This window comes from Mycoplasma sp. 327, assembly GCF_053851655.1.
In genome coordinates this window covers 48874-64734 of the sequence record NZ_JBSQBA010000001.1, presented here as the reverse complement: position 1 = coordinate 64734, position 15861 = coordinate 48874, and the positions used below count along the sequence as shown (strand labels likewise).

Below are 15861 nucleotides of genomic sequence, written 5' to 3'. Positions count from 1 at the left end.
TATTAATAGAAAATGCACTATATAAAACATTAATTGTAAACAAAACAAAAATATCTATAGTCCCTAAGATGAAGTATCTAGAGATTCCCAGATATTTTTGAAGAAAGAAGAGATTCTAAATATCACTATGGGCTTAAAAGTTGACAAAAAAACATCAATGAACTAATTGCTTTTTTTAATTTTCTAACTGAAATTAGAAAGCTAATTTATATAACAAATGTCATCGAAAATTTAAATAGAAATATTAGAAAAATATCAAGAAACAAAACTTCATTTCCTACTGATGGCTCTTTAATAAAGATAGTTTATTTTGCAATCCAAAATCAGTTAGAAAAATGAAATAAAGTTGTTTTTAATTGAGGACCTGTTTTTGTATAATAAATTTACATTTGTGTAATTGCTAATCTCAAATCACTTACTAAAAAGTAAGCTAGAGATTAACTTACACATTTTTTTACACTACCTTTAGAATTTTGCACAACGATTCTTTATTAAAAGAGGCAATTTGTTAAAAACCGTTTGTAAATTTATTAATAATTTAGGTTTAATTATTCTTTCTTTATTTTTTATAATTAAAAGACCTTTCTTAATAAAATTTCTTAAGAAAGGTCTAATAGATTTACACAAAACTTTTTTAGTTTTAATGAGATGCATTAATCTTTTATTATAGTTTTGCCTTTTTGCACAAGTATACTTCTTATAAATTTACTTATTTTTTTATTCTCAGTAATTCCGATGAACTATTTTGATTTTATTAAATTGTCATTAAATCTTTTTCTTTTATTTTAGTTAGTGAATTTATGTTTTCAATTGATTTGTCTATCTCTTTTTGGATTTGGTCCAAATAATTCTTTTGTAGATCTTCTGACAGTTCTTTATCTGCTTTGATGTGTTTATTAATATCCTGGCGGATTTGTCTTATCCCCACCTTTGCTTGTTCAGCGATTTGATTTAATAACTTAGTCATTTCCATACGTTTTTCTGTTGTCATTTGCGGATAAATCAATCTTAATTGATGTCCCATATTAATAATAGTAATATTTAGTTTTTGGTCTATAAGAGTTTTTTCAACTATTTTTAGAATTGCCATATCATAAGGTTTAACTAATAATTCTAATGGTCCATTTGAACTTATTGAAGCTAATTCATCTAAATTCATTCACGATTCATAGTAATTAATTTTAATTTTATTAATCAAAGCGGGGTTTGCTTTTCCGACAGCAACTTTTAATGATTGCACTTCAAAATTGTCGATTGTTTTTTTAATATTCTTTTTTAAATCTTCTATATAAAAACTTAACTCCATAATTCCTCTATTTTTTATTAGCAATGATTGTATTTGGTATCTTATTTTCAATAGCTCTTAATAATGCTTCATTTTCATTAATATCAAAAACTATTATATCAATATTATTTTCTTTTGCCATTGATGCAGCGGTTTGATCAATAACCTTCAGGTCTTTTTCAAGCAATTCATCATAAGTTAATGTATTGAATTTAATTGCATTTTTATTGAATTTAGGGTCACTATCATACACACCATCAATATTGTTTTTACCCATTAATATTGCATCAGCTTCTATTTCGGAAGCATATAATGTTGAAGCGGTGTCTGTTGTAAAAAAAGGTCTACCAGTTCCGCCAGCAAAAATTACTACCTCGCCACTTTTTAGGTATTTTTTAGCCTTTTCATTTATATAAACCTCGCAAACCTTGGGATCTAGTGTTAATGAAGATAATACTCTAGTTTGTAGTCCGTTATGTTCAAAACCTGATTGTAAGGCAAGTGCATTCATAGTCGTTGCTAGCATACCAATGTAATCAGCTCTAACTCTTTGAATACCATTTTTCGCAGCGCTTGTTCCCCTTCAAAAATTACCGCCGCCAACAACAATTGCAACCTCGACATTATTGGCAATAATAACTTTAAGTTGTTTAGCAAATTTTTCAACTAGCTCATAGTCAATAGCTAAATGTTTTTCTTTATTTGCTAATCCTTCTCCTGAAAGTTTTATTAAAACCCTTTTATATTTATAAGACATTAAATAACTCCTCTAAAAAGTTTTACTATTTTTAAAATTATATATTTTTTAAAATTAATATAACTATTTTAACTCAACAAAATAAGTACTTTTAACCCAGTTTCTTATCAAGCAATATAAGTTTTTGCCTTGCTTTTTTAACAGCATCAAATGCGCCCGGTCTTGACATTGCCAACTCATCAGCAATTTCAGTAAAAGATAAATCTTCAATTAAATGGAGATATAGGGCTTGCTTTTGTGATTGTGGTAATAATTGCCCATATTTATCAAACAATTTAATAATTTTTTCTCTTTCTTCAATATCTTCCATTATTCATTTATACCCTTCATTAAACCATAAATATATGAATCAAGATCAAATTCGGCTAAATCGTCTATCCCTTCCCCTAAGCCTATGAATTTTACGGCTAGATCAATTTCATCTTTAATTGTTAATACAATCCCCCCCTTTGAGGTTCCGTCCATTTTTGTCAAAATAATTCCAGTTAGATTTGTCGCTTCGCCAAAAGCTTTTGCTTGTGAAATACCGTTTTGGCCAGTTGTAGCATCTAAAACTAATAAACTTTCATGAGGAGCGCCTGGTATTTTGGATTGCAGTACTTTATTAATTTTAGCTAATTCATGCATAAGGTTAATTTTGTTTTGCAATCTTCCTGCAGTATCAATTATTAGAACATCATAATTATCGTTTTTAACTTTATCAATTGCGCGATAAACAACTGCCGCAGGATCTGTTTCATTGTTAAGCGGTTTTACTATATCTGCGCCAACTTTATTAGCCCATATTTCTAACTGTTCAACGGCTGCAGCTCTAAATGTATCCGCAGCAGCAATTAAAACTTTTTTTTGTTCTTGAATTAACTTGTGAGCGATTTTAGATATTGAAGTAGTTTTACCAGAGCCATTAACACCAACAACCAAAATTACATTAATTCGGTTGTCTTGAACATTAAGACTTGTATCAATAATTGAATTAGAGGCATAGAAAGTGAATAATTTGTCTGCAATAATTTCATTAATCAATTTAGGGTCTTGAATGTTTTCGTTTTTAACTTCTTTTTTACATTCATTAATTATTATTTGAACTAATTTTATTGAAATATCTGACATAATAAGTAATTCTTCGAGTTCATCAAAGAAATTATCATCAATTTTATTATGCCTATTTTGTATTTGTTTAATGCTTTCAATGAATGAGGAATTTGATTTAGATAAACCTGCTATGTAATTTTCTAATTTATTTTTTTTGTTTAATTCTTTTGCAAGATTTTTCTTTTCCTTACTTTCTATTTTAGCTTGTTTTTTTGCAATTCTTTCCTCTTTTGTTCCAAAAAGTTTATCTTTTAGTTTTGACCAGAAACCCATAATTTCTCCTATATGTTTTGATATGATTTTATCTATATATTTTATTATAAAAATTATAATTATGTTTTTAGTAAAATTAATAGATAAACTATGAATATTAAAGCAATTGAAAACGACAAGTATTTTAAACAAAAATATAACTTCAAATATCTTTTAAGGTTATCTTTTCCCATTTTTATTCAGACATTATTTTTTGCCACAGTCACCATTGCGGGATCATTAGCTGTCAGTTTTTATAATCGTGTTTATCATGCTGATGGGTCTTACAATGGCTATTATTTTTATACTTTTGCAAAGATATTTGTTGTATATAAAATAATAACTTTCTTACCCTTATTATTCCAACTTGGTGTTTTAGTTGTAGCATCCAATCTTTATGGTCAAGGAAAGCAAAAAGAAATTGCAAAACTTCTTTGATCAGCTTTTTATTTATCACTAATTTTGAATGGCGTAATATATTTAATTGTATTTTTTAGTGCTCCTAAACTTTTATCACTTTCAGGTGCTAAAAATACTTTTATTATTGGTTGAAAAAAGGAAGTTGACTATAACAATTTTATAAGTAATTTAAAGAAATCTAACTTAAAATTAGAGCAGGTTTATCAACTTGATTTAAATCATAAAATATTTGTTGGTGGATTTGCTGATGGGATCAATTATATTCCAACTAATGTTGAAGTAGAAGTTAAAAATGAACATAGTTTTGCTATAAAATTTTTAAGAATTGGTACTATTGATATTTTTATAACTTCCATTGCCTTTATAATGAATTCTTCATTGCAAGCAATAAAGAAAAATAAACTTGCTATAATTGGCGTAATTGTTGGAACAATTGTTAGAACAATTTGAATTTTTATGATTCTATTTGTAATAAAAAATGCATTCCTAGCCTCACTTGAAATTATCATAGGTTCATTAATTAATATTGTGATATCTAGTATCTTAGTGAAAAAATATGTTGTCAAGAATCATAAAATTAAGTTTAAAGAAACATGGAATAATAAATATATTAAGGAAATTCTTAAAATTGGTTTCCCGATCTCACTAGAAACAGGGATTTGATTTGTTTCGCAATATTTATTATCCAAGGCTATTCCGGACGCTAAATTAAATGATAGGTTTATTGGTCTTTGAAGGGCTCTGAATAATATCTATGATTTATTCGCTGCTTATTTGCTAGCGTTAAGTTATGTTACCTCATCTGTTGTGGCAACACAAATCGGAAAAAATAAACTTGATAAGGCTAAAAAAATTGGTAATTTGGCTTATAAAACTGGTTTTATAGTTCAGCTATTATTCGGCATTTTGGGAATTATTTTAACTTACCCCTTGTTTAAAATATATTCAATAGAGACAAAATTAATAAACCAATATTGTTACATTTTAATGAGCGTTTTTGCAATTAAATCATTGATGGATGTAGGGCCATTAACAACATTAAGATCTTTGTGGGGAGCCAATGATGTTTGAATGCCTAATTTAATTTCTATATTCACAATGATTGGATTACAAACTAGTTTTGTATATATTCTAATTCTTTTTGGAAGCAATAATATAAGTCAAGAAATATTTTTAATAAGTTTAAGTTCTATTGCAATAATTGATCCACTATTTAGGACTTTATTATATTTGTTACGCTGAAATACAGATGCCTGGAAGAAATTTGCAAAAAAACTTTAAAGCAGCAAATATCTAAAATTAAATTATTGATTTTTTAAAAAAAGAATTATTATGTTATGTTCATAGTATAAAATAAGCGTTAATATAATGGCGATGCACTATTTTTTTAAAAATATATAATGTGCAAATGTTATTTTTCGTGGATATTTCCTCACCTTTTTGGGGAACAGCATAATATATGTGCCTTCTTTGTTATGCGATAGATAATAGAGATTAATGAATAATTTTTAAGAATTAATAGGCAAATAAAGCAAGGATATTTTTATATTGTTTCTTAATGTTTAATTACGAAATCATATCGTTTAATAAAACAATCTTTAAGATTAAAAATTTTAATGCTTATGATCAAATAAATCAAATATTTAATAAAGTTATTCCTAATTAATTTTGGATAATTAGGTTTTAGCTTAAAATCAGAATAATTAAATAGTTTTTAATCCAAAAAAACAAAAAAATAAATAAAAAAATCAGCCATTTAGCTGATCAAAAATTATTTGATTGAATAGTGAAGATCATTGTTTTCTTTAAGCGCGTTAGTTAGTTGTTTTTTAACAGCATCATTTTCAATGGTTAATTCTACGCTATGAGCATCACTATTTTTTCCAAAGAAGAAAAACATTTTTTCTGAAACACGAGTAACATTTTTTGGTAAGTTAAGCATTGTAAATTCATTTAGCGCCAATGCCGAGTCTTCAATAGTGTTGATGTTCTTTAAATTTATTTGAGTTAATTTATTTTTAGCGAGAACACCAAAACTTAGTTTTTTTAGTCTTGTCGCGGCTTCGATATTGATTGAAGTTATTTGATTGTTATAGAATGCTTTTTCATTTATTTCTGCAATTGATGATGGTAGTTCTACTTTAGTTAATCTGTTGTTTGCAAAAGCTTCCTCTTCAATTTTTGTTAGGTTATTTGAAGAAATATCAAATTGAATTTCTTTTAATCCTAAATTGGCAAAAGCACCTTTTTCAATAATTTCTAAACTGCTAGGAAGAATAATTTTTTCTATATTAATCTCATTTTTTTTAATATCAAAGATTCCTGGTGCAGCAAGAAATTCAGGAGCTGCATGCGATTGTTCATTAGTGTTTAAAAACAAACCATGCAATGAATTTCCTGAGAAGGCTCCAGCTGGAATAACCTTTAGATTAGTTTTGCTTAAATCTAGTGTTTTAGTATCTTTTTTATAGTTTTCTCTACCAGCCGTTCCTAAAACGAAGGCTTTCGCAAAATCATTCAATGATTCGCCTCTCGAACACGAAACAACAAGAGCAGTAGAGATGCAAGGAACAGAAATACTTGTTAATGTTAATAATATTTTTTTTGCTATCTTCATAATTAACTAATTGTATCATAATTTTATATAGAAGGGATGTTTCTGATAGATAAATATGCTTAGTATATAATTTAAATTATGAAGAATTTTAAACTTGTTTCTGACTATAAGCCATCTGGCGACCAACCCCAAGCAATTGATAAATTAATTCAGGGGTTAAAAGAGGGCAAAAAACATCAAGTTTTATTAGGCGTTACAGGGTCTGGTAAAACATTCACCTTGGCCAATGTTATTCAAAATAGCAATAGACCCGCTTTAGTGATTAGTCATAATAAAACTTTAGCTAGCCAATTATATAACGAACTTAAAGAACTATTTCCCGAAAATAAAGTTGAGTACTTTGTTTCATATTTTGATTATTATCGTCCTGAATCTTATTTGCCTAAAGATAATTTGTTTATTGAAAAGTCATCTACAATTAATAAGGAAATTGAATCAATGAGAATTTCAGCTTTTAATTCATTACTCAATAGAAGGGACACTATTGTTGTCGCATCTGTTGCAGCAATTTATGGCGCTTTTAATCCACATGAGTACAAGAAATATTTATTAAATATTTATGTCGGAATGGGCATAAGCATCAAGGAAATAAAATATTCATTAGTACAAATGGGTTATCAAAATAAAAAGATCTATCCTGATATTGAATTTGGTGAATTTTCTGCATATGGTTCTGTCTTAACAATATGCCCTGGTTATAAGCATAATGGCCAAATAAGAATAGAAGTTAATGAAAATAATATAATTGAGAGTATTAAAATAATTAATTCTATAACTAAGGATGTTATTGAAATTATTAGCAGTACTACCATTTTTCCATGTACCACTTATATCATGAATAAAGATTGAATTCAAATGATATCTGCAGAGATTAAAGATGAATTATCTAGCCAGCTAGATTTTTTCAAATCGAATAATAAACTCCTTGAGTATGAAAGGCTAAATGAGCGTATTAATGCTGACATTGCTTCTATTGAAGATTTTGGTTATACAAAAGGCATGGAAAATTATGCAAGATATCTTGATCGTAGACTGCCGGGCCAAAAACCTTATACAATGTTTGATTATTTGCCAAAGGATGCTGTGATTTACATCGATGAAAGTCACTTATTATTACCGCAATTGGAAGGAATGTATCTCGGTGATAAATCGAGAAAAGATACTCTTGTTGAATATGGTTACCGTTTACCATCTGCTCTTGATAATAGGCCATTAAAATATGAAGAATTTTTTGAGTATGATTTTCCTCGCATTTATATGTCTGCAACACCAAGCAAAAAAAGAGAAATTGAATATGCTAATGGTGAGGTTATTACACAGATTATTAGGCCAACTGGGCTGTTGGATCCAGAAATTGAGATTATGCTTAAAGAGAATCAACAAGCCAAAATATATGATTTACTAAAATCACAGATTCAAAGAAACGAAAGAACATTAATATTAACCTTGACAAAAGAAAGCGCAGAAGAATTTTCGGATTTTTTAAAAGAAAAAAAATTTAAATCAGCTTACATTCATCATGAATTAGAAATTTTTGAAAGAAATGCTATTCTAGCGGGTCTTCGCATGGGAAAGTTCGACGTTGTAATAGGAATTAATTTATTGAAAGAGGGCATTGATTTACCTGAAGTTAGTTTAATTATTGTTTTGGATGCCGATTTAAACGGATTTTCAAGAGATACATCCTCACTTATTCAAATTGTTGGTAGAGCCGCAAGAAACGACCATGGAAAAGTAGTTTTCTTTGCTGATAAAGTTTCTGAAGCAATGAAAGAAACTATAGATGATAATTTAAAAAAGAGAGAAATTCAAATAAAGTTTAACAAAGAACACAATATTATTCCAAAAACAGTTATTAAACCGATTCCCAAAATTAATGTTGATCTTATTTTAAATTCTAAATTTGGTAATGATTATAAATTAAAGGCTAAAAAGTCATACATTAATGAATTAATTAGAGAGATGCAGCTAGCTTCAAAGAAATGAGATTTTGCAAAAGCTCAGGAAATAAAGGATTTGTTATTTGAATTAGGTTATGATTTTGATAAAAAATAGCTTAAATTAAAAACAAAAATTTATAATTTTATTTTTTTAAAATTTTATAGTAAATATTGCAAATTTAAAAGAGGGCAAACCTAAACTATATATCTCCTAGATGATATTTTTTATAAAGTAGTAAAATTTATATTATGAAAAATAAAAGCAAAAAGATGAAAATATTATTATCACTATGTGCATCACCACTTGTGTTGTTGCCATTGATTGCTGCAAGTTGCGGTAATAAAAATAATAATGATGTTGATCATAGCAAAAAGCCAGAAGAAAAGGAAAGCCAAGAAAAAGATAATGGAAATAATGACCAGGACTTAAAACAAAATCCTGAAAAAGAAAAAAAAGAAGAAGGAAATAAGGATACAAAGGACCCTGGCCAAGATAAGGGCGACGATAATAAAGAACAAAATAATGGATCAAGTGATTCTTCATCTACTCCACTACCAAAGAATCCTGGTGAAACTGAGCATAATAAAGATGATGAAAAGAAGGACAAAGAACCTTTGCAACCTGATCCAAGTGGCGACAATAAAGTTAAATATGGGCATTGAAATATTTTAAATTTCACAGGTGATTTAACAAAACAAGAAAAGAAAACCAAAAGAATTGCTTATCTAGCAAAACAAGAAAATTTTGATGTTTTGGGCCTAACTGAGGTTGATAATGCCGATGGTGTTAAAAATATTGTTGATGAAATGAATAAATTATCAAGTTCAAATATGTATGCATACATAGCTTCAAAAAAATTGAAAGGCGATAAATTTGGGGCTAAAGTTGCAGAGCATGTAGCAGTTATATATAACACAAAAGAAATGGAACCAGAAGCATTCTCAAATGGTGAAATTGGTTATAGTTATACACAAGAATTTACTATTAGTTCTAGCAGTGAAAAGGCTCAATATGCAAGACCTCCCTATGGTATAAAATTTAAATATAAATTAAAACCAGATGTTAAACTAACTTTTGTATTCGATCATTTTGACGCTCCAGGAGCTTCTAAGTCAAATAGAGCAATCGGTGAAAAAACAAATAAAGGGGTTGGAACATTCGAATATAGAGAGGGCCAACAACTAGTTAATGTATTAGATTATTTTGATTCAATAGATGGACCTCAAAGCAATATTTTCTTTGGCGGAGACACTAATATAAAACACGGAAAACAATCATTCGTTTTTAGTACACTTGAAGGAAAATATAAGTCTGTGTTTGGTGACACTGAAAAATTCAGCACATCACTTGGTACAAGCAAAAGATTCTCAGAACCATATGATAAACTTTTTTATAAAACCGATTATAAACTTGAAGAATCTGGCATCTTTGATATTTATAAAACAAAAGAGGATAGCAAACTTGTTGAAGAATTAACAAAATTGGGAATTGAAATTGGTCAAGATGAAAAAATTCGAAACGGTTCTGTGCTTTCGGATCATACTTATGTGTGGGCTGAGTTCCTAATTAAATAAAGCGTAGACCGCTTTATTTTTTTTAATTTCTTATAGAAATAAAAAAAGTTGCTAAAATTATTTTAATTAAATTCTTATAAGATTTCAATGAATAATTTTGATATGGGGGAATATGAACAAAATAAATTTTTTTGCACTAGGTGGATTGGATGAAAATGGTAAAAACTCTTATGTTTTGGAGATTAATGAAAAACTTTTTATTATTAATTCAGGAACTAAGGTGCCAATAAATTCGCATAACGGGATTGATACTTTAATTTGCAATTATGATTACCTTGTGAAGAGAGAAAAAGATATTGTTGGAGTGTTTATAACCGACGTTAAAAATGAATCATTTTCTGCTATTCCTTGATTATTAATGAGAATTTCCAACCTAAAAATTTATACAAGTCCATTTAATCGTATTGTTATTATGGATAGAATTTCAAAATACAATATCAATAATCATAGTTATGATGTAAAAACAATTAGCATGCCTATTGAATTTAATGATGTAGTTGTTACTCCTTTTGATCTAGCTGGTGGATTGATTGGACAAATAGGTTTTAACTTCGAATATAAGGATGGAAATATTCTCTTTATGGCAAATTTTGTTGATGGAGACTTGGGTCCTTATGGAAAAACTGATGTTCCTAAAATTAGACAAATTATCAATAATGGAAAGAAATTACAGTTACTAATCTTAGATTCCGGGCATTCGAATTACCCTGGAAGAAGTATAGATAAACTTTGAATTTCAAAAAAAATTGAATATAAATTCAAGGAAACCCCTAATAACAAAAGAATAATAGTTGGTTTGTATGATGAAGATATGATAACAGCACACGAAGTTTTAGTTCTAGCCAAAAGATATAATCGTCCTGTTGTTACATATGGAAGAAATTATTCACAATTTATTAATTTAGTATCAAAAATTAATCCAGATCTTCAATTACCAGAATTCATTGATTATCGTGTTGCTAATGAAACAAAGAATGCGGTAATTCTTGTTACTGGCGCTATTGAAAGGCTATATTTAAGATTCATTAGAATCGCATCAAATAATGACGTTTATTTAAAACTTAGATCTGATGATGCAGTAATAATAATTGCGCCTCCTGTAAATGGCCTTGAAGTTAATTATGCATTGACATTAGATGAAATAGCAAGAAACACACCAAATTTAATTGAATTAAGCTCAGATCAATATTATTCATGTAATCCTGCTAAAGAAGATATATATAATATAATCAAAACATTAAAACCAAAATATTTTATTCCTATACAAGGACTTTATCGTTATTTAGTGGTTGCATCTCATGTAGCGCGTGATGCAGGGATGAATTTTGGCAATTGTATAATTTTACAAAATGGTAAAGTGGCAGAATTTTTAAACAATGAGCTTATATCCCAAAAACATTCTATTAAATCTGTTGGGGATACAATTATCGACGGTTTTGGCGTTGGCGATATTTCTCAGGAAGTAATTAATGAACGCGAAAATCTTTCGAGAGACGGAGTTATTGCAATAAGCACTTTAGTTGATTATAAAACCAAACAACCAATTGGCCAACTTCATATTTCTTCTTATGGTATAATCACTAAAGACAATAAAGAAACTATTACTTTAATTGTTAATGACATGGTTTCTAAAGAATTTAAGGATAAAAAGGCTAATGATATTGATTTAAAAGAAATACAGGAAAAATTACGGAAAAGTATAAAAAGAAAAATATTTAAGGTGCTATCAAAAGAACCAATGATTGTTATAACTTTATATGAAATTTAGAGGATAATATGGCATCAGAAGCAAATATTGAAAATGATACAAAACAAGAGCAAATTCCTAAAAAAATAAAAAGAAAAAAGACATATTTTTGATCCAAAGACAAACCTTTTATTTGGACTATGATATGTTTTATAGTTGTGTTTTTTACTGTTGTATCTTTTTTAAATGTTAAGGGTTTGACGACAATACATACATACACTTTTGGAATGTTTTTTGGTTTATTTTCTCCTATTTTTTTTCTATATTTGTTTTTTTTAGCAATTAAGAATATCTTTAAAATGAAAAACACATATTCTGTTGGTGTTTTCCATTTTAGCTTATGGCGGCTTTTGTTTATTTTTATTGCGCTAATTTTATTGGGCACATCAATTTATTATGCTAAATTGAAGCCGGCACCATATAACTCTAAAAATGCTTTTTTAGCAATATTTGATAAATGGTATTCTGATTTTAAGAATGAACAAAATTTATGATTGCCAAATAAATGAAATGCAGGTTTAATTAATTCATTTATATATGTGGCGATGGCTTTTCCTGGTAATAAGATTGGAATCGTTTTATCGTTTATCATTCCTATCATTATTTTGGTAATTAGCTTATGTTTCTTTTTTATTAGTGATTTAAAATTGAAGAAAATATCACTAAGAAATAAAAAGCTAAAAAGAGATATGGAAGTAAATAATCTTAATGTTAACTTAGATAAGAAAGATATTTTTTCTGAAGATAATGCCACCAGGGAGACAATACTGATTGATGATACATCAATAGTGCAAAGTCAAGAAGTATACATTCTTGATGATAGCGCCTTAAGTGATTCGAGAGAGGTAACTGCTGATAGTATATGTATAATTCCAGATGAACCTGATTTTAGCACGCAGGAATTTGAAGCATCAATGTATGATGATCAAAATCGAGAAAATATTACTAATGGCTTAATTGATGAGCAAAACATTAGTACTCTAAATTCTGGCGATTTGGATATTAATCCGGCGGGCCTAAAAAAAATTGATGAGCAACAAAAAATATTGATTGATAAACAAGAAGAATCTGTTGTTTTAAAAAATGAGGAAGTTAATAAAAAAGAAAATATTTTTGATCAGGATGATCTAGGCATTGAAAAAAAGAAAGATTTTAAAATTAATAGTGCTATTAATAATAAGAAGCAATATGAAAAGCCAAAACAAAACTTTACTTTGATAAAAGATAAAGAAGATCTATTTTAAGGAATAATTAAGATATGAATGCAAGTACTTTGGAACAAAACAAATTCAAGAAAATAGACTGAAATAAAATTTTTTCCAACCAGATTAATACTTTATACGAACCATTAGCATTTAATATTAAGCCAGCTCTTGATAAAATTTTTGAGGAAGAAGTCTATAAAAATAATGAAAACGAAGTTAAAATTGTTGATGAAAATATTAATAAAATAAAAGAACTAGAGCAAGAAATTATCAAGAACAAGAAGGAAAACAAAATTAATTCTAGGAAATTCGTTAATGGTTTGATAATTTTTCTTTTCTTTTTAATAATAGGTTTATTTTTTATCCGTATCTTTATTAATAATAAAAAAACTATTAAAGATTTCAAAGAATTTAAAAGTAAAAAGCTATCTATTATTCAAACGAAAATAAATGAAAATAATAGCATACTAGCAACAATTTTTAATAAGTATTCAATGTTGGAATGAAAAAATAAAGTTTTAGCACTAATGGATATTAAAAAAATATATGGAATTTGTGAAAAGGAATTTAGTCCAATTTTTAATAGAGATGACTTTTACGGTTTTAGTGCGATAGAAAAATATAAAGTTAGAAATTCTTATTTTTATGATGTTTTATATAACATTGAAGAATGAAGAGATGTTGTAACACGAGGCGTTGGATATATTACTGTTAGGACTAAGGACTCGTGAGTAGAAGAAGCTGTTTATGCCTATCATACAGAGCCTACACCATTTATAGTGCCCATGCATGTCTTAAATATTCCAACAAATTATCGTTCTGATCTAAGCTTTATTGAAACTCGAGAATATTTAAACGAGAAAGAATATAATAAGCTTTTTAGAAAAGGAGAATTTTTACTCGAAAGACCGGAATTTTATCAAAATTACAATTTTAATTATGATAATCAAATTGGTTTTATAGACTATTTTAAGGTTAAAACGCAAGAAAATTTTATTAACTATGCGCAATATTTTGGTTATCCAGGGCCACTATTTAGTAAGTATAAAAATAATATATTGCTTTCAAGAGTTTATAATGAGGAAAAAATCGGTTATTCCTCATTGCATAATTGGATGGGATTCTTATTTGATTTAAATAATTTGATTACTATTGGCGACATATATTCAAGAATGCTTTTAATCATTGCAAATAATTTAATACCTGTATTTAAGGCAATAACTAAGGCATACTTAAATCCAAATATTGCATCAGAAAAATATGAAAAACGGGGCGAGAGATATTTATCCGATTATGTTTATGAAGATGCTAGTGTTGGTGAGGATAAAACAGACTTTTTTAATTATTTTGATGTAATTAATAAAGCAATTACTGGAAATAAGTTTTCAATGAAAACAAAAGATAATGCTCGTGAATTATATGTTAAATATGTAGAACAAATTATTGATAGAGAATATAAGAAAGATACTGGAATAAAGCGCTCAAATGCCCTTATTTTAAAGATTAGTATTGATTCATATTGAAAAGAGCAACTTATTGATGAAGTATATAAAAGCGGGATTATTATTAAGGTGCCATTTGAAAGGTTTCATTTATTTACAGAAGAAAAATTTATTATTTGAATTCCTTCTGTTTCCTTAAATGAAGATAATGATTTTGTATCATATGGTGATTTGTTTCGAGAAAATTCAATTTCAAATTCATTTATGGATGCAGCGAAATATACAGATAAATATTTAGCCTTTAATAAGAGCTTGCATAATAATAGAAGTAATGAACTAGATGATTGCCTTTTGTTTGTTAACAGAATAAAAAAATCGCTTATTGCTAATAAAGATTATAAAATATCAATTGATAGCAACGGTACATATATTTATATAAATGAAAAAATTAGTGAAGATGAGATAAATAAAATTTTTGCTATGTTTAGATAGTATAATTATTTAATCATAAAGGAGGCAATATGCTATTTGATTCAAGAACACCTCAATCAAATGAAGGGTTTAAGCCTAATGTTGATAATTCAATCAAAATTCCACAACCAACTAAAGGTGAAAGAACGTTATTTATAATTTTATGTATTATAACAATCGGAATAATACTATTAGTTGCCATTCGCAAAAGAAATGAACTACTTGAAAGAATGAATAGAATTCAAGAGGCATCTTCTCTTATTCAAGCGGCTGAAAAGAAAAGAAGAGCAACATTGATTAAACAACTTGATGTTGTTAAAGGATATGCCGAATATGAACAATCAACTCAGAAAGAAATAATTAAACTACGTTCACAATTAGTTGACATAGAGGGAGAAAAAGACGTTGCAAAAGTATCAGATACGTTAAATTCAGTTCAAAGAGCAATTAATATTCAAATTGAACAATATCCAAATCTAAAAGCTGATAGATCATATCTTCAATTTCAAACCGAAATTGCTATTCAAGAAGATGAAATTTATGCAACTATTAGAAACTATAATGCTCAAGCAAGAAGTTTTAATGCTGAGATTTATAAATTTTGAACAAACATTGTTGCTAATAAGAACAATATTTATAACCAACCACTATTTCAAGCCAGTGAAGTAGAAAGACAAGATGTTGATACTAGCAGTTTAGCAGGCGCATTTAAATAATAAAAATATCAAAACAAATCAAACACGGTCAAAAAATCCAGACACACTTGTGCCCGGATTTTTTAAAATTAAATTTAATCATGTGCGATAGCCAAATATAAAAGAACAGATTAGATCTTTTTAAACAAATAAGGGATTGCGCCCATCGCATTTAAAAGCGGTATTTAAAAGAAGCTAGCAGCTTTAAAATATAAAAAAATATGTAAAAAATATATATTTTAGCAAAAGGTAATTTAATATAAAAAGTGGAAAAGTCCTAAAAAAGGAACTGGTTTCAAAAAGGCCAAGAACTAAAAAATAATAACAATTTACGAAAAGTAGGAGAAGAAAAGGATTTAAATT

Annotated in this window: 13 protein-coding genes; 8 read left to right on the top strand and 5 right to left on the bottom strand. The window is 27.7% G+C overall.

Going from position 1 to position 15861, the window contains the following annotated elements; all coding sequences use genetic code 4:
• Positions 1-93: 93 nt before the first annotated feature.
• A complete protein-coding gene (locus tag ACWXVS_RS00205; protein WP_455994523.1) occupies positions 94-378 on the top strand; it encodes a transposase in 285 nt (94 codons plus the stop codon).
• A gap of 376 nt (positions 379-754) precedes the next feature.
• Here the strand turns inward: ACWXVS_RS00205 and ACWXVS_RS00200 are convergent, their stop codons facing one another.
• From ACWXVS_RS00200 to ftsY, 4 genes are all read right to left on the bottom strand, one after another.
• Positions 755-1306 carry a ribosome recycling factor gene (locus tag ACWXVS_RS00200; protein ID WP_438340511.1) on the bottom strand — a complete coding sequence of 184 codons (552 nt, stop codon included), beginning with the start codon at positions 1304-1306 and terminating at the stop codon, positions 755-757.
• A gap of 7 nt (positions 1307-1313) precedes the next feature.
• Entirely contained in the window at positions 1314-2042 is a 729-nt protein-coding gene (gene pyrH, locus ACWXVS_RS00195) for a UMP kinase (protein WP_438340512.1), read from the bottom strand.
• Positions 2043-2133: 91 nt separating this feature from the next.
• Positions 2134-2352: a sigma factor-like helix-turn-helix DNA-binding protein gene (locus tag ACWXVS_RS00190; RefSeq protein ID WP_455994438.1), complete on the bottom strand. Its 219-nt coding sequence runs from the start codon at positions 2350-2352 to the stop codon at positions 2134-2136.
• Positions 2352-3407 carry a signal recognition particle-docking protein FtsY gene (gene ftsY / locus ACWXVS_RS00185; RefSeq protein WP_455994436.1) on the bottom strand — a complete coding sequence of 352 codons (1056 nt, stop codon included), beginning with the start codon at positions 3405-3407 and terminating at the stop codon, positions 2352-2354. The genes ACWXVS_RS00190 and ftsY overlap by 1 nt, the downstream gene beginning before the upstream one ends.
• A 90-nt stretch (positions 3408-3497) precedes the next feature.
• Between ftsY and ACWXVS_RS00180 the strand changes: the two genes are divergently transcribed.
• Positions 3498-5087 carry an MATE family efflux transporter gene (locus ACWXVS_RS00180; protein ID WP_455994434.1) on the top strand — a complete coding sequence of 530 codons (1590 nt, stop codon included), beginning with the start codon at positions 3498-3500 and terminating at the stop codon, positions 5085-5087.
• A gap of 490 nt (positions 5088-5577) precedes the next feature.
• Here ACWXVS_RS00180 and ACWXVS_RS00175 read toward each other — a convergent pair whose 3' ends face one another.
• Positions 5578-6423 (bottom strand): leucine-rich repeat protein, encoded by an 846-nt coding sequence (locus ACWXVS_RS00175; protein ID WP_455994432.1) that lies wholly within the window; start codon positions 6421-6423, stop codon positions 5578-5580.
• A 78-nt stretch (positions 6424-6501) separates the two neighbouring features.
• Here ACWXVS_RS00175 and uvrB point away from each other — a divergent pair, with 78 nt between their 5' ends.
• The 6 genes from uvrB (at position 6502) to ACWXVS_RS00145 (ending at position 15519) form a co-directional block, all read left to right on the top strand.
• Entirely contained in the window at positions 6502-8478 is a 1977-nt protein-coding gene (uvrB, locus tag ACWXVS_RS00170) for an excinuclease ABC subunit UvrB (RefSeq protein ID WP_455994430.1), read from the top strand.
• A gap of 134 nt (positions 8479-8612) precedes the next feature.
• Entirely contained in the window at positions 8613-9938 is a 1326-nt protein-coding gene (locus tag ACWXVS_RS00165) for an MnuA family membrane nuclease (RefSeq protein ID WP_455994428.1), read from the top strand.
• A gap of 112 nt (positions 9939-10050) precedes the next feature.
• Entirely contained in the window at positions 10051-11706 is a 1656-nt protein-coding gene (locus ACWXVS_RS00160; RefSeq protein ID WP_455994426.1) for a ribonuclease J, read from the top strand.
• A 278-nt stretch (positions 11707-11984) separates the two neighbouring features.
• Positions 11985-12929: a hypothetical protein gene (locus ACWXVS_RS00155; protein WP_455965966.1), complete on the top strand. Its 945-nt coding sequence runs from the start codon at positions 11985-11987 to the stop codon at positions 12927-12929.
• Positions 12930-12943: 14 nt separating this feature from the next.
• Positions 12944-14824, top strand: a complete 1881-nt coding sequence (locus ACWXVS_RS00150) for a hypothetical protein (protein WP_455994424.1) — start codon at positions 12944-12946, stop codon at positions 14822-14824.
• A 29-nt stretch (positions 14825-14853) separates the two neighbouring features.
• A complete protein-coding gene (locus ACWXVS_RS00145) occupies positions 14854-15519 on the top strand; it encodes a LemA family protein (protein ID WP_455994422.1) in 666 nt (221 codons plus the stop codon).
• The last annotated feature ends 342 nt before the right edge of the window (positions 15520-15861 follow it).